Source organism: Streptococcus suis (genome assembly GCF_002964045.1).
Taxonomy (GTDB): domain Bacteria; phylum Bacillota; class Bacilli; order Lactobacillales; family Streptococcaceae; genus Streptococcus; species Streptococcus suis_U.
The window spans coordinates 1-20600 of the sequence record NZ_POPB01000466.1 but is presented as its reverse complement, the minus strand read 5'-3'; the positions used below and the strand labels follow the sequence as shown (position 1 = coordinate 20600).

The following is a 20600-nucleotide window of genomic DNA, read 5'->3' as shown; positions in this document are numbered from 1 at the left end:
AGATCTCAGTAGCAATCTTCAAAAAAGCAGAAATAGTAACATTTCCGCTCTAGATTGTTTATCCCCCCAAATCATCAAAATAATAGAGATTCAAAAATTCTTCCTCAGTAACTAGACGTTCAAAATTGTAAAACCAGCGATAGACTTCCAGGGCTGGCACATCAAACTCCACCCTATCGTCCATTTCTTGCACACCGACAATATGAAACAAACGGCTCTGCTTCCAAATACCATCCGCATTGACATAGCCATCTTCAACTAGACCACGCAAATAGGCTGCTAGTTTATTCTTATCAACCTGCTCATCCTCCCAAACAAGAACATTAGCCGGCAGCAAGTAGGTCACTTCTTCATAAGATGAATAATTTTCATAAGAAGGTTCAAACTCGTTTTTAACCAAGCACCTAACAGCGTAGACCCTATCCATGATAGCTCTCCATACACTCCTCGACTTCTGCCAAACTTATCCCAAACAGTTCCAAGCGTTTGAGGAGTTGCTTGCCGTTGCAGTAGCCGATGCGGAGTTTTTCTCCCAGATACTCTCTCCTCTTGCGACTGTCACCGCCCATAAGGAGCCCTAGGCGCATCAGGTCTGACTTGCTGATGTCAAAGTGATGTTCATCATCATAGTAGCCACGCACGCCTGCTAGAGCCTTTTCCAAGTCTTCAAAGCTGGCGTGCTCAATGCCCAAGGACCGCCCTTTTGTTTTGGACTGGGGCCTGGCCTCGTCCCGCTGTAAAAAGGCATGTTTGACCGTTGGAATGGCCTGCATAATCATCTTCCGAATCCGCTCTCCATTGTAGTCTGGGTCAGTAAAGACAATGACGCCACGCAACTCATGGAGTTTCTCGATGCGTTCCAAGTCATCGTCTGATATGGCAGAGCCTCTGGTTTCGTAGGTATCCACCTCATAAAATCGTTTTAGGTTTGCTGTATCATCCTTGCCTTCAACAACGAGGACTTCTTGTATCTTAATTTTCTGTGTCAATTCTGAACAAGCTCCTTGCATTCTCGTAGGTCGCTTTCGCCACTTCTTCGACCGACTGGTTGCGAAGCTGGGCCAGCATATCCACCACATATCGGGTGTAGCCGGTGCGATTTTCCCGACCACGCTTAGGAACTGGGGCCAGGTAAGGTGCGTCCGTTTCGACCAGGATTTTTTCTAGGGGCAATGCTTGCGCTGCTTCCTGAAGTTCGACAGCTTTTTTGAAAGTCACTACTCCCGAGAAGGAGATGTGCATGCCCAGGTCCATGAAAGCTTGAGCCTCCTCCAGCGTACCAGAGAAGGAATGCATGATCCCTCCGCGCGAGCCGACGCCAACTTCCTTGATGATCTGATAGGTATCTTCCAGAGCATCACGGGTGTGAACCACAAAGGGCAAATCCAACTCTTTAGCCAACTCCATCTGTCGCTTGAAAACACGAGCCTGGGTTTCCTTATCCGCTGTCATCCAGTAGTAGTCCAGCCCAATCTCCCCCAGGGCAATGACCTTGGGATGCTTGAGTGCCTCAAGCAAGTAGCTTTCTACTTCCTCGTCATAGGTGCCAGCCTCTGTCGGATGCCAGCCCAGTGTCAGATAAATTTCAGGGTGCTGGTCAGCAAGCTCCATAGCCTTGTCAATGGTTGCACGGTCAAAACCGACCACATTGTGGAGGGTGACCCCCATCTCCTTGGCAAAGTCTAATTCTTCTTGGACCCTACCGTCAAACTGCTCGATGTTGAGGTGGGTATGGGTATCAAATATCTGTATCATGGTTCTATTGTACCATATTTCAAGCCGTTCTTTTCCAACGAAAAAACCAGCAGACTCGAGTTCCTGCTGGTTTTAGTTGTATTCTTATGCTACTGTAAGAACTTTACGTCCCTTACGGCGACGAGCTGCTAACACGCGACGGCCGTTTTTAGTTGCCATACGGCTACGGAAACCGTGTTTGCGTGCGCGACGGATTTTACTTGGTTGAAAAGTACGTTTCACGATGAATACCTCCTCTTAGATTCTTGTATTCGTTTAGCCGGCTAGTTTTGATCAGTTACTAAACATACCAAACCATTTTATATAAATTCTGGGGGTTTGTCAAGCTATTCTGTTCTATTTTCAAGCAGATTGAGAAAAAACATTGAAAAAAAGAGGCTCAGCCTCTTTTTTAATCACGATTTCCTTCAATATCCACTACGACATAGCGGTTTGGTTCGCTACCTTCTGAATAGCTTGTCAGACCGTCCATTTTTGAAATGATACGGTGGATGATTTTACGCTCACTACTTGACATAGGGTCTGTATGGTAGGCTTCTTGTTCAGCCAAGACACGTTCAGCCAACTTTTGTGCATAGCCTTGAAGCACTTCTGCACGGTGTTCAACATAATCATTCACGTTAATTGTAATGTAGAAGTTGCGCTCATAACGGTTGTATAGGAAGTTCTGAGCCAATAGTTGCAAGGCTTTCAAGACCTTACCATGATAGCCAATGACACGTCCTGGCTCATTGGTATCCACTTGGATATTGATTGTACGGCGGTTATGGCTCGTTTCAATGCTAGCTTCAACATCCATGTCATCCAAAATTTCTTGGACATAGGCTGTTACTTCTGCAACAACTGTCTCAATGTCATATTGTTGCTCAATTTTGATGTCCAGACCTGAAAATTCATCCTTGATAACTGCTTCGGTAGCCGGTTCTGAACCTACTTCTTGTGCAACAGGGGCAGGTGCTATACCAGCTAATAATTCATCGGAAAGAATTTCAATTCGACCTGTTTCTTCTAAAATCGTCGTAGCTTCTTTTTCATTCTTCAAAATCTGAGCCTTAATCTCATCATCAAGTGTTTGACCAGATTTTTCAAATTCCTTCACGGCCGCAACAACTTTACCTAAATCAATCGTAGCTTCTGAAACACTTTTTACTGGTTCATTGAGCTCATTGATCTCACTTGGAACGCCACGAACGGCCTTTTGATTAGCTTTTACAACGGTTGTTTCATTGATAACATCGATATCAACAGTCGCAGGTTTTTTACCAAAACCTAGGAAGCCTCTCTTCTCTCTTGCAATGACTGTAATGTGAGCTTTCTTTCGAGGAATATTCAATTCATTCAAGCCATTTTGAATCGCTTCTTCAACTGTATCTCCTGTAAATTTCATCTTTCTCTCTCCTAGTTAACCTATTTCTTTTTCTGAGCTTTTTTCTGTGCACGTCTGATTTTTGCTTGACGCTCTTTTTCGGCATTAATCTTTGCTTGTCGCTCTGCTATGATTTTAAACGGGTTATTTAATAACATGGTCTGAGCCACTTGATAGGCATTGGATACTGTCCAGTAGAGGGCAACACCGCTAGCCGAAGTCATGGCAAAGAAGAAAATTAGGATTGGCATGGCATACATCATTGCTGTCATCGCCCCATTTTTTTCGATTGCTGCTTTATTGGCCAACCATGAGCTTAAAAATGTAAATACTGCCGCCAAGATTGGCAAAATAAAGTAAGGGTCGGGTTCGCCTAAGTTCAGCCAAAGGAAGTGGCCAACCTTTAGAGCCTCCACTCTTGTCAACGCCTGGAAAAGAGCCAACAAAATAGGCATTTGAATAAACAGTGGCCACATTGACGACGACATACTTACGCCATTCTCTTTATAGAGCTTTTGAGTCTCTTCGTAGAGTTTTTGGCGGCTCTCCATATCCGAACCAGGGTATTCTTCCTGCAATTTCTTCAACTGTGGTTGGAGTTCTTGCATTTTTCTTGAAGAATTCATTTGAATCTGAAATAGAGGTAATAAAATCGTTCGAATTAAAATCGTAAAGAGAATAATTCCGATTCCAATCTGACCATTAATTGATAAAAATTGAATAACGCTGGCAAACCAATAAATCAATCGGTCCCAAGCTTCTGTTGATTGACTGGTTACTGGCCCGGTACCACAAGCAGTCAAAATAAACAGAGAAGCAATGAGCAAACCTGCCCACTTAATTTTCTTTTTCAATCACAACACCTTCCTGGTAGAGTTTTGCTAGTTTTAAAACATGGATTAGGTTTTGCTTGATTTCTTGATAGGACAACTCTTCTACACCTTTTCGAGCAATAATAACGAAGTCATCCGCAACCAAGTCCGAGCGACATTCAAGTAAGACATGGCGAATTCTTCGTTTAATTCGATTTCGCATCACTGCGTTTCCCAATTTTTTACTGACAGAAAGACCTACCCGGAAGTGATGCTGCTCTTTCGGCAATCGATAGACAACAAACTTCCGATTGGCTACATTTTTCCCTTTTGTAAAAATGTCATTAAAATCTCGTTCACGCTTGACACGATAGCTTTTCTTCAAACCGTCACTCCATCTTTCAAAATTACCTCTATTATACCATAAAATTCAAAAAAGCCAATAAACATACCGTTTAGAGGCCTTTTGAAGCGATTATTTGTGCTTTTGCTTGCTGAATTTGCCAACGAATGGATTCAAATCCAGTTCCACCTAGCGAATTTCTGCGCGAAACTGCTGTTTCAGATTCTAAAGCTGTATAAATATCCGGTCCAATGACAGGCGACAGCTCTTGAAAACATTCCAAAGGAACATCCTGTAAATAATAGCCTGCCTTGCTACATTCCAAAACCAGTTTTCCAACAATCTCATGCGCTTGGCGGAAGGGCAAACCTTTACTAGCCAAGTAATCCGCTAATTCAGTTGCATTTGAAAAATCCTTCTCTGTCGACTGAGCCATCCTTTCCTTATGGACCGTCATCGTTTTCAGCATACCCGCCAAAATATCAATCGAAATCAAAATCGTTTCTGCCGTGTCAAACATGCCTTCCTTGTCTTCTTGTAAATCCTTGTTATAGGTCAACGGTAAGGATTTCATGACTGTCAGTAGGCCGACTAAGTTCCCATAAACTCTACCTGTTTTCCCGCGAATCAGCTCAGCCATATCTGGATTTTTCTTCTGAGGCATGATAGAAGAACCTGTTGAAAAGGTATCGGATAGGGTGACAAATTGGTATTCATGTGAACACCAGTTAATAATTTCTTCACACAAACGCGACATGTGCATCATGAGGATACTGGCATTCGACAGAAATTCCAGGATAAAATCACGGTCAGACACAGCATCGAGAGAATTACTATAGGGCTTGGCAAATCCCATTAAATCCGACGTCATCTGACGGTCAATCGGAAAGGTCGTCCCTGCTAAAGCCGCCGCACCAAGCGGGGATACATTTGTATGCTGCATATTGAATGCAAAGCGTTCACTGTCTCGGCTGAACATGTTGTAATAGGCCAACAAGTGCTGAGCAAAGCTGATAGGTTGAGCATGTTGCAAGTGGGTATAGCCAGGCATGATTGTTTCCACATGCTCTTGTGCAAGGTCTAGTAAAACCTGACGTAGGTTGGTCAATTTATCTACAGCTTGAAAGAGGGTATCCTTCAGATAGAGGTGCATATCGGTCGCTACTTGATCGTTACGAGAACGAGCTGTGTGGAGTTTACCTGCAACTGGGCCTATTTTCTCCGTCAATAGACTTTCGATATTCATGTGAATGTCTTCGTTTCGAATATCAAACACTAACTTGCCAGCCTCGTAGTCTGCTAACAATTCTTCCAGTCCAGTTTGAATAGCCTGGGCTTCTTCAAGCTTGATAATCCCTGTGGCTCCAAGCATCTGTACATGCGCCAGTGAACCTTGAATATCATACTTGGCCAATTTTTGGTCAAAGCGAATGGAGGCTCCGAATTCTTCAACCCATTCTTCTAGACTGGCTTCAAAGCGACCACCCCATAATTTCTTTGCTTCCATAAGCTCCTACTTTCTAGCAATTTTTATGAATTTCCGCATTAACCTTGGTTGGTAATCCCCAAAGCTTGATGAAACCAACTGCTGCATCTTGGTCAAAAGTATCTGCACTGGTATAGGTTGCCAAATCTTCGTCATAAAGGGAATTTGGAGATTTCCGAGCAACCACTTTGGCTGACCCCTTATACAACTTCACTTTTGCGGTGCCATTAACAACTGCCTGGGTCTGAGCAAGATAGGCCTTCAGGGCAGCTGTTGCAGGATTGAACCACAAACCATTGTAAATGAGATTAGACAGCTCATTAGAGACAATTGGTTTGAAATGCGATACTTCCCGCACCAGGGTCAAATCTTCAATTTCCTTGTGGGCTGTCAGAAGGGTAATAGCACCTGGACACTCATAAATTTCACGTGACTTGATTCCGACTAAACGATTTTCCACGTGGTCAATCCGACCCACACCATGCTTACCAGCAATGACATTGAGTTTTTGAATGAGATTAGCCAGACTTAACTCTTCACCATTTACAGCCACGGGAATCCCTGCTTTAAACTCAATATCGACATACTCAGGAGTATCTGGTGCATTTTCTGGAGAAATAGTAATACCAAAAGCATCTTCTGGCGCTTCATTCCATGGATTTTCTAAAACTCCGCACTCATTGGCCCGTCCCCAAAGGTTTTGGTCGACCGAGTAAGGACTGTCCAGGTCTGCAGGGACTGGTACACCATTTTCTTTAGCAAAGATAATTTCCTCTTCACGCGCCCACTTCCACTCACGGACAGGTGCCACGACCTTGAGTGTCGGATCCAGGGCCGCAATAGCTACCTCAAACCGCACCTGGTCATTTCCCTTGCCAGTACAACCGTGGGCAATGGTGGTTGCTCCTGTCTTATGAGCCATTTCCACCAACTTTTTAGAAATCAAGGGACGGCTGAGAGCCGATACCAGTGGGTATTTTTGCTCATAGTAGGCATGGGCTTGGAGGGCAGGTAGGACATACTCTTGAGCAAACTCTTCCTTGACATCAATCACATGGGACTCTACCGCCCCAATGGACAAGGCCTTGTCATGAATGAAGTCCAAATCCTTGCCCTCGCCCACATCCATACAGACCGCAATCACATCATAGTCCTTTTTCAACCAAGCAATCGCAACGGAGGTATCAAGTCCACCTGAATAGGCTAAAATCAATTTTTCTTTTGACATAAGCATTCTCATTTCTACTGTTTTTTTATAAAACTTAGTGACCATTATAGTGTATATTTATACTTTTTGCAACATAATTATACACATTTTTAAAAATTTTTTGTATATTTTCAACCTTGATTTGAAAAGGAATAAAAGAAAAAACTGACCGTAGTCAGCTTTTAGCTCAATAATTCTTGAATTTTTGCAATGTCCAAACGTTTCATGGTCATCACAGCCGCATTGACTGCCTTGACCTTTTCTGGGCTAGCCGTATCGTATGCTTCCATCAAAATCCGCGGCACAATCTGCCAGGAAATCCCAAACCGGTCCTTGGCCCAACCGCAAATCTCTGCTTCTGGAACTGCCGACACTTTTTCATACCAGCTCTCTGCTTCTTCCTGGCTATCCACATAGACCATGAGCGAGAAGGCTTCGTTGAAAGAGGCCACGCCACCGTAGCCGTGGTCCATAACGATGATTTTTTGATCTCCGATGAACAGCTCCGCATAATTCAGCTTAGCAGCAGCCACCGCAGCCTCACCTTCGCCATAGTAAGAGAGGTGACCCAGACGAGCCTGGGGCAGCTTGTCCTTGTAGTAGTCCAACATGGGCTGGGCTAAACCGACCTGGTCCTGCGAGAAAAGCAGGCAGATATCAAATTGATAGGGCTTGTCCAAGTCCGGTTCATACGAAAGTTGCCAAGACAGACCAAAGCGGTCTTCTAGCCAGACATAGTAAGGACTAAAAGGATATTCTCCCAGAGGCATAAGCACACGGCCACCGTCTGACAGAGCTTCATAAAGGCGAGTCACATCCGCCTTGTCAGCCACTGACACCATGAGGGACATGGACTCATTGAGCTTGAAATAGGGCCCTGCACTAATCGCTGCCAGGGTCATATCTCCCAGTTGGAATTGGACCAAGTCAGAGTCGCCAGAAGGCGTATCCGTAATGGTATAGGTCCAGTCAATCTTGCCTCCGAAGAGGTCCACATAGAACTCTGCAGCTTCTTTTGCCTCTGTATCATACCAGAGATGAGGGATTATAGTTTGCATTGATTTCTCCTTTAAATTAGTAGCCCCAGTACAACACTTGTCCGTACAAAAACAAAACATGTTGCCCTGCACTTACAGATGTGCTATACTGAATAATCACAAAATTGACAGGAGAATGAAATGGAAACTTGGAACGCCTACACAGCCGACGGTTACTTGACCGACCACACCCTCACTCGCGGAGAACCCATTCCCGACGGTCTCTACCACCTAGTCGTCGAGTGCATCATCCGCCACCGCGACGGCAGCACCCTCTTCATGAAACGCGACAGCACCAAGCCCTCCTACCCTGACTATTATGAAGCGACAGCAGGAGGCTCGGCTTTATTTGGGGAAATAGCAGAGCAGGCCATTTTACGCGAGGTCCGCGAGGAGACAGGCATTGAGCTGACAACTGACCAACTCCGCCACCATACACACTTTGTCGCCCATGACGACCAGTGCCTTTTCCACTGCTACTGGGCTGAAACCGACTGGGACAAATCTGCTATCCAACTCCAAGCCAGCGAAACCAGCAACTACATCTGGGTACCACAAGAAAAACTGAAAGATTTCTTAGAAAATGAACAGGTTATCCCAAGACAGAAAGACTATGTGGAGAGCTTGTTTTTAGAAAACTAAGTCCGAATAAGAAACAAATCCCCGCTATCACAGGACAGCGGGGATTATTTATCTTACAAACTCTTCAACATATTATCAATATGCTGGATGGATTTTTCTCGACCGAGCAGGTAAATAGTATTTGGCAACTCTGGTCCGTGCATTTCGCCTGAAACGGCGATACGGATTGGCATGAAGAGGTTCTTGCCCTTGATGCCAGTTTCTTTTTGAACGGCCTTGATTTGTGGGAAGATATTATCTGGTTGGAAATCTTCGTCCGTCATAGCTTCCAATTTTGCCTTAAGGGCGTTGAGGACAGTCGGTACCGTTTCGCCCGCCATAACTTCTTTTTCTTCGTCCGTCAATTCTGGGAAATCAGAGAAGAAAAGGTCTGTCAACGGAACGATTTCATCCGCAGATGACATTTGTGGCTTGTAAAGTTCCACCAATTTTTCTGCCTTGTCTGTCAAGCGACCCGCTTCTTCCAAGAATGGTTTGGCAAGGTTGAAAACAGTTTCCAAATCAGCATTTTTGATGTACTCATTGCTCATCCAGTCCATTTTCTTCTGGTCAAAGGCTGCAGGTGACTTGTTGAGACGATTTTCATCGAAGAGTTGGATAAATTGCTCACGGGAGAAGATTTCCTCTTCACCACCAGGGTTCCAACCCAAGAGACCGATAAAGTTGAAAACAGCTTCAGGCATGTACCCTTTACGACGGTAATCTTCGATAAACTGAAGGGTGTTAGTATCACGTTTAGACAGTTTTTTACCAGTCTCAGAGTTGATAATCAAGGTCATGTGACCAAATTCTGGTGCTTCCCAGCCTAGTGCCTCATAGACCATAAGCTGCTTGGGTGTATTAGCAATGTGGTCATCCCCACGAATAACGTGCGAGATTTCCATGAGATGATCGTCCACCACCACGGCAAAGTTGTAGGTTGGATAGCCATCACGTTTCTGGATAACCCAGTCGCCACCGATGTTGCCACCTTCGAACTCGATTTCACCCTTAACCATGTCATTCCACTTGTAGATACCTGTTTCGTTGACGGCCAAGCGAACAGTTGGGACAATGCCAGCCGCCTCACGCTCTGCTATGTAGGCTGCTTTTTCATCTTCAGACATACCAAGGTATTCGTTGATGTAGCGAGGTGTTTCACCTGCAGCTTCCTGACGCTCACGCTCCGCCGCCAACTCTTCTTCGGTCACATAAGACTTGTAGGCCTTACCTGAAGCTAGAAGCTCATCGACATACTTCTGGTAAATGTCCAAACGCTCAGACTGACGGTATTGCTCATGAGTTTCTGGACTCTCATCCCAGTCAATCCCCAACCAACGCAGGTTTTCAAGCTGAGAACGCTCACCGTCTTCCACATGGCGCTTGCGGTCTGTATCCTCGATACGAATAAGGAAAGTACCGCCGTGATGACGGGCAAAAAGATAGTTAAACAATGCTGTACGAGCATTTCCGATATGTAAAAGTCCTGTTGGACTTGGTGCGTAACGCACACGAATTGGTTTAGTCATGTTTCTCTCCTGTAAAATTTCAATCAAGAACATTATAGCATAGAACACCCTCGGATAACAGAAAAATCAGCCTAAATAGACTGATTTTGAGGTGTTTTTTGGTTGCGTGCCAGCCAGTAGAAGACATAGAGGACTAACAAGCCAGTTGTCGCTAGGAAAAGTCCGCTAATCTGATCGACTGTTAGCACCAAGACCAGACCTGATACCAGTAGTCGAGTAAAGGCTTGACCCAACATGAAGTAGGTCGATACTGCACCACCGATAGTTGCTAACTGCTCCTCTGGCATAGAATTGACAAACTTAGCGTTAAACTTAGGTCCACTAGCTCCTGAACTAATCCCCATTGTAGTAAGGAAGAAGAAAATAATTGGCAGTTGATGTAGTAGCATTCCGACAAACACGCCAAGTAGAGAGAAGGTGGCTGCCACTTCAAGCGCCACCATGCTGGTTTTTTTGAAAAGGGTAAAGACCAAGGTCGAACCCAAGATATTGCCGACAAAAAAGATTAGAATGGTCAGGGCAAGGGTTGTTTCAACATTGAGGAAGACGAGGCCTGGGTCTTCGCTAATCAGCAGGACCAGAATAGGATAGAGAATAGCTCCGCAGGCATTGATAAGAGGGCTGGTAATCAGGACCAGACGGAACTCGGGAATCTTGCGAAGCTCCACGATAGCTTGCTTGAAGGAAGCTAGAATGCCTGGTCTCTTGGTTTTTTGCTCAGTCTGGCTCGGCTGCTCTGCTATTTTCAAAGGCTGCTCCGTCAGGAGTTTGCGAAAGGCTGGCGTCAGCAGCTGCATGATGAGGAGGGCGGCTAAAAAGGTGCCGGCGTTGAGAAAGGCCAGGTTTTGGTAGGAGAGGAGGCCGACCAAGAGGGCAGAGAGGGCCTGAAAGGCGATGTTGAGGAGGCTGGTCACGGTCTGGCGAAAGGCCGAGTACTGCTCCCGCTCTTCTTTGGGCGCTACGCGTAATCCCAGAGGTGTATAGAGGCCGTTTTCATAGAAGCCAGCGAAGTCTGCAAAGACATTGAAACTTGCAGCCACCACGACAATCCAGAGGGCTGGCTCAAAGCCCATACAGAAACCGAGGATGAGGTAGAGGGCCACACGAAAGATGAGGGTCAGCTTGATAGTTCTGATTTTGTTGACCGTCTTGTCTGCCAGATAGCCTGTAAAGAGGCCCATAAAGCTAGGGAAGATTTCCGAGAAGGTCACGATTGCCAGCGCCAGACGGCTGTTGGGCACTAGCAAGACATAGTTCATCAAGGCCAGATAATAGACCACATCACCAAAATTGGACAGCATATCCGCAGCCAGTACCCATAGATAAGTAGCATTTTTCAAAATCTTTTTCATGATAATCCCTTTCTTTGTTTAATTTCCAGAATATTCTGACCTTTTATGCTGCAGAGGAGCCTGAATAGACTGCTCTCTGTTCACTCTAGGTGTAATAGATATTCAGAGTAGAGAAGGCCATATCTCCTGTGATACGCAGTATCTTTTCCCCCATGCCAGTTGCATAGTTATTGACAGCAGATATAGAACTATCCAGTTCCACGACCGCCAGCCAATTTGCCGGCAGATAAAGATCAACTGACGCGAAGGCCGCATCGATATGAAATTCAGCCGTATCTCCCAGAATAACCGCTTGATCAAAGTAAACCATACTGGAGCCAAAGGCCACCTCCACACTATCGTAGGTAAAATTTTCCTCATGAATATAACGAGTAGAGGAACCAAAAGCTATTTCCCTACCCTTGTCGCCAATCACCCCTGTACCAACTCCATGAGCCGGTCTACGCTTCTTGGGTTTAAAAATCAGTTTCAAGCCAAGGCAGAGCAGGACAAGTGACAGAACCATGTTCCAGGTCCCAAATTCCACCCAATCATAAACTGAGTTCACCGCTATAAAAGCTAGACCGAAACAAAAGATACTGGCGAGCCAATCCAGCTTCACCAAGCGGTGAAAACCAGTCACAAAGGTTAAAACAAACCAGACCGTTGTCCAAAATGGCAGAGCCAAATGCAAGCCCAGTGAATCCCTAAATAGGACCAAGACTGCTAGGACCAGCAGGGCAATCCCTAAACCATATTTTTTCATCTCTCTACCTCACTTCTCGTAACTTTTCTTTTAATAAATGGTAATAATGCCGCGACACATGGACCTCCTTGTGGGTCTTATAAAAGGAAATCCGACTAGTCCCTGAAAAGGACTTGTCCAGCGAGTAGATGGCCTTGCTATTTGCAATGGTTGACTTGGAAACCCGACAAAAATAAGCAGGGAGACAATCTTCCAGTTCATAGAGCTTCATCTTGACTTCATAGGCATCATCCCTGGTATGTCCCATCATCTTGGTTCCATCCGTTTCAAAAAAGAGCAGGTCTTCTAGTTTCAAAAAATATTCACTGGTTCCTTTGTAAAAGACAAGCGAGGGACGGCTAACCTGTTGCAAAGCCTGCTGGATGCGTTCCAACTCTGGTCCCAGCTGACTGCTTCTGATAATCACTTCGACTTGCTCTAAGCTATCATCTAATTCAATCCGAACTTTCATAAGACCTCCTTTGCTTTTTCTGGTTTTATTATATCAACTTACTCGAATTTTGCAAGGGCATTTCAGTAAGTGGTAAAAATGAGAGGGTAAGTGGTTCAATAGAGCAAGCAAAAGCCCCTTGCGTTGACAAGGGACTTCATTTTTATGTCAAAAATGGCAGAGCTACTCTTCAGACTCTTCCTCATTTTGTTTTTTACGTCGTTTGAACAAGCCGCCAAAGAGCAAGACAGCTCCAAGTAAACTAGACCAAGCAGATGATTGCTCACCAGTATTTGGTAAAAATTGTTTCCCCGCAGATCTAGGTGGTAGAGGAAATACTGGTTCTGGAAGGGACTCACTTGCTAACTCGGATTGGGGAATTCCTGAATTTTCCGAAAGAATTTCATTTGTAGATTCGATTCCTATTTCAGAATTGGAACCACTTGTTATATCTGAGTCGGAAAGCCGTTCTGACATTGAAACCAATTCTGAGGTAGAGATTGACTCAGAAGTTAGAACTGATTCCAAGACGGAAATAGACTCAGAGAACGAAACAAGCTCAGATGTAGATAGTGACTCGGACTGTGACGTTGATTCCGAGGTTGAAAGTGATTTGGAATCGGACTCTGAAATTATTTCAGAAATGGATGCCACAATAGACTCGCTAATAGAGTCGGAAAGGGATTCACTAATTGAGACTAGATGTGAAATTGAAGCTAGTATTGACTGTTCTTCTGAAGGAGTATATTCCGATGTCCGCGCTTCTTCCAAACGTCTGATCGAGTTTGATTCGGAAACGGATTCGATTACTGACTCAGAAACTGATTCTGAGATGGACTCTGAGACTGATTCAGAAATTGACTCTGAAACGGATTCTGAAAGTGACTCGGAGACTGATTCTGAGACGGATTCAGATACCGATTCTGAGACGGACTCAGAGACGGATTCTGAGATGGACTCGGATACTAATTCTGAGACGGATTCGGAGATGGACTCGCTAACAGACTCTGAGATGGACTCAGAAACGGATTCTGAAAGTGACTCTGAGACTGATTCAGAAACTGATTCGCTTACTGATTCTGAGATGGATTCTGAGATGGATTCTGAGACGGACTCTGAGATGGACTCTGATACTGATTCGCTTACGGATTCTGAGACGGACTCTGAGACGGATTCCGAAACTGACTCTGAGACGGATTCGGAAATGGATTCAGAAATGGATTCGGAAATGGACTCGGAGACGGATTCGGAAAGTGATTCTGAGACGGACTCGGAAACGGACTCTGAAATGGATTCAGAGACGGACTCGGAGATGGATTCCGAGACAGACTCTGATACTGACTCTGAAATGGACTCTGAAACGGATTCGCTGACTGACTCAGAAATGGATTCTGAAACTGACTCTGATATGGATTCTGAGACTGATTCTGAAAGTGACTCAGAGACGGATTCTGAGACTGACTCGGAGACTGACTCAGAGATAGACTCTGATACCGATTCAGAGATTGATTCTGAGACGGATTCTGAGACGGATTCTGAAACGGATTCAGAAATGGATTCGGAGACGGACTCTGAAACTGATTCTGAAACTGACTCAGAGATGGATTCAGACACTGACTCGGAGACGGATTCTGAAACTGACTCTGAAATTGACTCAGATACGGATTCTGAAACTGACTCTGATACAGATTCTGAGATGGATTCAGAAATTGATTCAGAAATTGACTCAGACACTGATTCTGAAATGGACTCTGAAATTGACTCTGATACTGACTCAGATACTGATTCTGAAACTGACTCAGAAATTGACTCAGAAATTGACTCAGAAATTGACTCAGAGACTGACTCTGATACTGATTCGCTGACTGATTCTGAGATTGATTCTGAGATTGATTCTGAGACTGATTCGCTTACTGATTCTGAGACTGATTCTGAAACGGATTCTGAAATTGACTCAGATACTGATTCTGAAATGGATTCTGAGACGGACTCGGAGACTGATTCCGATATGGATTCTGAGATGGACTCTGAGACTGATTCTGAAATAGATTCTGAGACTAACTCTGAAACTGACTCGGAGACGGATTCTGAAATTGACTCAGAGACTGATTCTGAAATGGATTCTGAGATCGATTCTGAGATCGATTCAGACACTGACTCTGAAATTGATTCTGAAACGGATTCTGAAACGGATTCTGAAATTGACTCAGATACTGATTCTGAAATGGATTCTGAGACGGACTCGGAGACTGATTCCGATATGGATTCTGAGATGGACTCTGAGACTGATTCTGAAATAGATTCTGAGACTGACTCTGAAACTGACTCGGAGACGGATTCTGAAATTGACTCAGAGACTGATTCTGAAATGGATTCTGAGATCGATTCTGAGATCGATTCAGACACTGACTCTGAAATTGATTCTGAAACGGATTCTGAAACGGATTCTGAAATTGACTCAGATACTGATTCTGAAATGGATTCTGAGACGGACTCGGAGACGGATTCCGATATGGATTCTGAGATGGACTCGGAGACGGATTCTGAAATAGATTCTGAGACTGACTCTGAAACTGACTCGGAGACGGATTCTGAAATTGACTCTGAGACTGATTCGCTTACGGATTCTGAGACGGACTCTGAGACTGATTCCGAAACTGACTCTGAGACTGATTCGGAAATGGATTCAGAAATGGATTCGGAAATGGACTCGGAGACGGATTCGGAAAGTGATTCTGAGACGGACTCGGAAACGGACTCTGAAATGGATTCAGAGACGGACTCGGAGATGGATTCCGAGACAGACTCTGATACTGACTCTGAGATGGACTCAGATACGGATTCTGAAACTGACTCTGATACTGATTCTGAGATGGATTCAGAAATTGATTCAGAAATTGACTCAGACACTGATTCTGAAATGGACTCTGAAATTGACTCTGATACTGACTCTGAGACTGATTCTGATACTGACTCAGAGACTGACTCTGATACTGATTCGCTTACTGATTCTGAGATTGATTCTGTGACGGACTCTGAGATTGACTCAGAGACTGATTCTGAGACTGATTCTGAGACTGATTCTGAGATTGACTCTGAGATTGATTCAGAAATTGACTCAGACACTGATTCAGAGATGGACTCAGACACTGATTCTGAGACTGATTCTGAGACTGATTCTGATACTGATTCTGAGACTGATTCTGAGACTGACTCGGAAATTGACTCTGAAACTGATTCTGTGACGGACTCAGAAAGTGACTCGGAGACGGATTCAGAGACTGATTCTGAGACTGATTCGCTTACTGACTCTGAGATAGACTCTGAAACTGATTCGGAGACGGATTCTGAAATGGATTCCGAGATGGACTCAGACACTGATTCAGAAACTGATTCTGAGACTGACTCGGAGACTGATTCTGATACTGACTCAGAGATTGATTCCGAAACTGATTCTGAAATTGACTCGCTTACTGACTCAGAAATTGATTCTGAGATGGACTCGCTTACTGACTCTGAGATTGACTCAGAGACTGATTCTGATACTGATTCAGAAATTGACTCAGAGACTGATTCTGAGATTGATTCTGAGATTGATTCTGATACTGACTCTGAGATTGACTCAGAGACTGATTCTGATACTGACTCAGATACTGATTCTGATAATGATTCTGAGATTGATTCTGAGATTGATTCTGATACTGACTCAGAGATTGACTCAGAGACGGACTCGGAGATAGATCCAGAAACTGACTCAGAGATGGACTCGGAGACGGATTCTGAGACAGACTCTGAAACTGATTCTGAGATGGATTCTGATACTGATTCGCTTACCGATTCTGAGATTGACTCAGACACTGATTCGCTTACTGATTCTGAAAGTGACTCGGAGACGGATTCTGAGATTGACTCAGAGACTGATTCTGAGACTGATTCAGAGACAGATTCGCTTACTGACTCTGAAATTGACTCTGAAATCGATTCTGAGATGGACTCGCTTACTGACTCTGAGATTGACTCAGAAACTGATTCTGATACTGATTCAGAAATTGACTCAGATACTGATTCTGAGATTGATTCTGATACTGACTCTGAGATTGACTCAGAGACTGATTCTGAGACTGATTCTGATTCTGATACTGATTCTGATACTGATTCTGAGATGGACTCTGAGACTGATTCGCTTACTGATTCAGAAATTGATTCTGATACTGACTCAGAAACTGACTCTGAAATGGATTCTGTGACGGACTCAGAATGGGACTCAGAGACGGATTCGCTAACTGATTCTGAAATCGATTCTGTGACGGACTCGGCGATAGATCCAGAAACTGACTCGGAGACGGATTCAGAAATTGACTCTGAAACGGATTCTGAGATGGCCTCAGAAATTGATTCTAATACTGATTCTGAGATAGAGGCTGACAGAGATACTGATGCGGACTCAGAATGGGACTCCGAGATTGAACCCGAAACGGACTCACTAACAGAATCTGAAACGGAAGTAACCAAGGATTCCGAGTGCGATGATGATTCTGAAATCGAGACAGACTCAGAAATCAATTCCGATACCGATAATGATGCTGATTGGGAAGTCGAAAGCGAAAGGGACTGAGACTGGGATAGCGAGACCAATCGAGATTCTGAGACTGATAGGGATTGGCTTTGACTAATTGATTGACGGATGCTTAAGGAGTTTTGAATAGACTCAGATGTTGACTGTAGGAAACTATTCATACTGTCTGCAACAAATGAAGCACGATAGCCAATTAGCATCCCGCTCAAATTCGTTCGACCATTCGCTTCATTGTAAGTAGCATGAACAATCGAATCAGTTGGATGCAAGGCTGCCTGCACATACAGAGCGATATTGGCTAAACTCGAACCAACTCTTGTTGAAAAAGTGTAAGTAATTGGTCCAGAAAGAGAAACTTTTTCTGCCCCCAAACTGTAGTTATTCCCATAGAAACGACCTGTATAGTCAGTCGTACTTAAGTTAGTTCCAAGCGTCTCCCGATTGCGAATACTTGTATCCAACAAAAGCGGAATCCCATTTACTTTAAGATTTTGAGGAGGTCCCATTTCTGTTACCGCTGCAATATAGAATCCAGCATATGCTTCGGTTAGAGACTGTACTGGTTGGTAAGTCACAGTCCATTCAATAAGATTAGTAGTCGTATCTAGGCGACCTTCAACTAGTGAAATCTGTCGATCCCTATATTTAGCAGAATTATCCGATTCAGAAAAAACCAGGATGGACGATGACGTCGAACGAAGACTGGTTCCAACAGAAGCTAGTCTACTAGTTAGTTGATTCAACCTACCTGTAACATTATTTGCTGCCTGAGCAATTCTAATACTAATAGAGTCAAGTTCTTTCTGATCAGCAACACTACCATTCAAAACGTTATTTACTAAAATGAAAGCCTCTTCAGCCCCTTGTTTTGCCACAATATAGCATTGATAACGACTCGAAGTTGTATCAATAGTTTCAGGTAAGTGATGCTCCATCGCCATCTGCAAAGCTGATACCGCTAGATCAAATCGACTTGTATCAAGTGATTTCGAACGATCAGCAATTGATTCTGATTCTGGACTTTCTGAAATAGTTACCAAAATTGACTCAGACGAAATTCCCTCATCCTCACTATGGCTCTCAACTACAGAATTTATATCCGAAAAAGCATCCTCACTTTGAAACGTTCTTGCAGCTGAAACTGAGTCCGATTCCGACATAGATAAAGACGCAGATTCTGAATGTGATATAAATGTGGAGATAGATTCAGATGTCGATTCAGAGTCAGATTCAGATACCAAATCTGAACTAGAGACTATTTCTGAGATAGACTGACTGGCAGATAGTGAATGAACTAAACTCGTACTACTTTCCTCGACAGAATGTGAAGAAGGGGTACTTGAATGAGTACTCATACCAACAATATCAGCTGTTGCCAAAATATTTTTGCTAGTTTCCGACACCACTATTTCTTCAGCCAGTGCCATTCCAGCTTCAGGATAGCCACCAATGATGGCACCAAGTAGGGCTGCCTTTTTAATATAAGCACCACTTCTAGACCATTCTGATTGCTGTTTTGGAACTATTTTTTTATATCTTATATTTAACTTCTTTGTTTGAATACTAGAGAAAATAGTCCGCACCCAATTTTTCCCGGACTTATGCATCCTAACCCTTGTTTTTCTTGAAATTTCTACAATATTTGTCTTTCTCTTAAAACGTCTCACAATTTTTTCCTTTAATACACAATATTCCCATAGTAAACTATTTATGTATCTATGTCAAATTTGAAATACGTTAGATGCAAACAAATAATTTGATAGTTCATTGTTTAGCAACACGGATTATAGAAACACAAAGAGGCTGGGCAAAAACTAGCTGCTCATACATATAAAAAACGAGCAATTCCAATTAGGAGTTGCTCGTTTTCCATTTCATGCTTTATAATTATAATAACGACAAAACAACTAGAAAGGCATGAAAATGTATAAACAGTATAACACAAATCAGTTAAGTTTGGAATTAAATATTGCTTGGGATTTACCTGCAACGCATGAGGCTCGTCTGATTAGTCAGTTTGTGGATACTATTCCTCAATCCGTTCTATTAGGAGAAACTTCCCACACAGGTCGTCCAGCCTTTCATCCAGCCATGTTGCTCAAAATGACCCTGTTCGCCTATGCTCGGCAAGTATTCTCTGGTCGAAAAATCGTTCAAATGAATGAAGAAGTCATTCCCATGAAATGGCTGAGTCAGGATACCTATGTCTGTTATCGGACCATAAACAGTTTTCGGGCTAGCACACACGCCAATCAGCTCATCAAAACTGCCTTCATCTACTTCACCCTCCTTCTCAGAGAGAATGGCTTGATTGAAGATGAGGCTCTCTTCATTGATGGGACTAAGGTAGAAGCTGATGCCAACAAGTATTCTTTCACATGGAGAAAGGCCGTTGAACGCTACGAGGATGCCTTGAATGGAAACATTTCTGCCCTTTATGACAAACTAGTCCAAGAAGGGGTGAATACTGCCTTGTCCAAGGAAGAATGCCTCACTAGCGAGGGACTAAACCAACTCCTACAAGAAACCGAACAAGTATTGGACGAGGTGGAAGAAGCTATCTCACAAGAGCCTAAAGTCAGTAAAGGTGGATCAGCCAACAAACAGAAACGAAGAAGAATTAAGAAACTAAAGAGAAAGTTGAAAGAGGATTTTCTTGTTCGGAAACAGAAGTACGAACGAGACAAACAGATTTTACAAGAACGAAACTCCTACTCAAAAACAGATCCCGACGCTACATTCATGAGAATGAAAGAGGATCATATGAAGAATGGTCAGCTCAAGCCTGGTTACAACCTCCAACTTGGTACAAACAACCAGTTTGCCTTAGCTTACGGACTGTTTCCGAATCCAACTGACACTCGGACGCTCAAGCCCTTTCTTCAATCCATCCAAACCTTAGAACTCTTTCAACACATTGTCGCAGATGCAGGTTATGGTAGTGAAGAAAATTATAGCTTTATCCTTGATGACCTGGAGAAAACACCTCTGATTCCCTACGGAACATATCAGAAAGAGCAGAAGAAAAGCTACAAGAAGAGTGATGCCAATCCTGAAAACTGGACTTACTTGGAAGATTCTGACCAGTGGATAAAACCAGATGGGGTTGTCTACTCGTTTAAGAATTATTCACGAAGAACGGACAAGTATGGATTTGAGAGAGATATTAAGATTTACGAAGCTGATCCTGTACAAGCTAGTGAAGAGTTAGACCAGTTAGCACGGACAGAAAAAGGAAACCTCAAACAAATTCAGTATAATCCTACGTGGAACTATTTCAAGAACTTAGTCAAAGAGGAATTGACAAGTAAAGAGGGAGCCCGCATTTATGCCAAACGCAA

17 protein-coding genes are annotated in these 20600 nt (G+C 43.7%); 2 read left to right on the top strand and 15 right to left on the bottom strand.

The window, feature by feature from the left end; all coding sequences use genetic code 11:
* Positions 1-58 precede the first annotated feature (58 nt).
* The 10 genes from C1E99_RS11740 to C1E99_RS11695 all read right to left on the bottom strand — a co-directional run bounded on the left by C1E99_RS11740 (position 59) and on the right by C1E99_RS11695 (position 8027).
* Positions 59-427 carry a hypothetical protein gene (locus C1E99_RS11740; RefSeq protein ID WP_105207646.1) on the bottom strand — a complete coding sequence of 123 codons (369 nt, stop codon included), beginning with the start codon at positions 425-427 and terminating at the stop codon, positions 59-61.
* Positions 420-989, bottom strand: coding sequence for a ribonuclease M5 (gene rnmV, locus C1E99_RS11735; RefSeq protein ID WP_105207677.1), 570 nt, complete (start codon positions 987-989; stop codon positions 420-422). Before rnmV ends, C1E99_RS11740 begins: the two co-directional genes overlap by 8 nt.
* Complete coding sequence (locus tag C1E99_RS11730; protein ID WP_105207645.1) at positions 973-1755, bottom strand: TatD family hydrolase; 783 nt, start codon at positions 1753-1755, stop codon at positions 973-975. The genes rnmV and C1E99_RS11730 overlap by 17 nt, the downstream gene beginning before the upstream one ends.
* Positions 1756-1839: 84 nt before the next feature.
* Positions 1840-1977 (bottom strand): 50S ribosomal protein L34, encoded by a 138-nt coding sequence (gene rpmH / locus C1E99_RS11725; RefSeq protein WP_002939016.1) that lies wholly within the window; start codon positions 1975-1977, stop codon positions 1840-1842.
* A 169-nt stretch (positions 1978-2146) separates the two neighbouring features.
* On the bottom strand, positions 2147-3142 hold the full coding sequence (jag, locus tag C1E99_RS11720) for an RNA-binding cell elongation regulator Jag/EloR (protein WP_105207644.1): 996 nt from the start codon (positions 3140-3142) through the stop codon (positions 2147-2149).
* 20 nt (positions 3143-3162) lie between these two features.
* On the bottom strand, positions 3163-3975 hold the full coding sequence (locus C1E99_RS11715) for a YidC/Oxa1 family membrane protein insertase (RefSeq protein ID WP_105207643.1): 813 nt from the start codon (positions 3973-3975) through the stop codon (positions 3163-3165).
* A complete protein-coding gene (rnpA, locus tag C1E99_RS11710; RefSeq protein ID WP_105108229.1) occupies positions 3959-4318 on the bottom strand; it encodes a ribonuclease P protein component in 360 nt (119 codons plus the stop codon). Before rnpA ends, C1E99_RS11715 begins: the two co-directional genes overlap by 17 nt.
* A gap of 70 nt (positions 4319-4388) precedes the next feature.
* Entirely contained in the window at positions 4389-5783 is a 1395-nt protein-coding gene (gene argH, locus C1E99_RS11705) for an argininosuccinate lyase (RefSeq protein ID WP_105207642.1), read from the bottom strand.
* Between the two features lie 13 nt (positions 5784-5796).
* Positions 5797-6990, bottom strand: coding sequence for an argininosuccinate synthase (locus C1E99_RS11700; protein ID WP_105207641.1), 1194 nt, complete (start codon positions 6988-6990; stop codon positions 5797-5799).
* 161 nt (positions 6991-7151) lie between these two features.
* Positions 7152-8027, bottom strand: a complete 876-nt coding sequence (locus C1E99_RS11695; protein WP_105207640.1) for a VOC family protein — start codon at positions 8025-8027, stop codon at positions 7152-7154.
* Between the two features lie 120 nt (positions 8028-8147).
* Between C1E99_RS11695 and C1E99_RS11690 the strand changes: the two genes are divergently transcribed.
* Positions 8148-8648 (top strand): NUDIX hydrolase, encoded by a 501-nt coding sequence (locus C1E99_RS11690; RefSeq protein ID WP_105145102.1) that lies wholly within the window; start codon positions 8148-8150, stop codon positions 8646-8648.
* A 53-nt stretch (positions 8649-8701) separates the two neighbouring features.
* On the opposite strand, the gene gltX is transcribed toward C1E99_RS11690, so the two are convergent.
* From gltX to C1E99_RS11665, 5 genes are all read right to left on the bottom strand, one after another.
* Positions 8702-10156, bottom strand: a complete 1455-nt coding sequence (gltX, locus tag C1E99_RS11685) for a glutamate--tRNA ligase (RefSeq protein WP_105207639.1) — start codon at positions 10154-10156, stop codon at positions 8702-8704.
* Positions 10157-10227: 71 nt separating this feature from the next.
* On the bottom strand, positions 10228-11508 hold the full coding sequence (locus tag C1E99_RS11680; protein WP_105207638.1) for an MFS transporter: 1281 nt from the start codon (positions 11506-11508) through the stop codon (positions 10228-10230).
* Between the two features lie 85 nt (positions 11509-11593).
* Positions 11594-12253: a LiaF transmembrane domain-containing protein gene (locus C1E99_RS11675; protein WP_105207637.1), complete on the bottom strand. Its 660-nt coding sequence runs from the start codon at positions 12251-12253 to the stop codon at positions 11594-11596.
* 4 nt (positions 12254-12257) lie between these two features.
* Entirely contained in the window at positions 12258-12704 is a 447-nt protein-coding gene (locus C1E99_RS11670; RefSeq protein WP_105207636.1) for a LytTR family DNA-binding domain-containing protein, read from the bottom strand.
* 162 nt (positions 12705-12866) lie between these two features.
* A complete protein-coding gene (locus C1E99_RS11665) occupies positions 12867-18926 on the bottom strand; it encodes an LPXTG cell wall anchor domain-containing protein (RefSeq protein ID WP_269088951.1) in 6060 nt (2019 codons plus the stop codon).
* Between the two features lie 256 nt (positions 18927-19182).
* Here C1E99_RS11665 and C1E99_RS11660 point away from each other — a divergent pair.
* Positions 19183-20600 (top strand): IS1182 family transposase (locus C1E99_RS11660; protein ID WP_105207635.1); only part of this gene is annotated, 1418 nt, incomplete at its 3' end.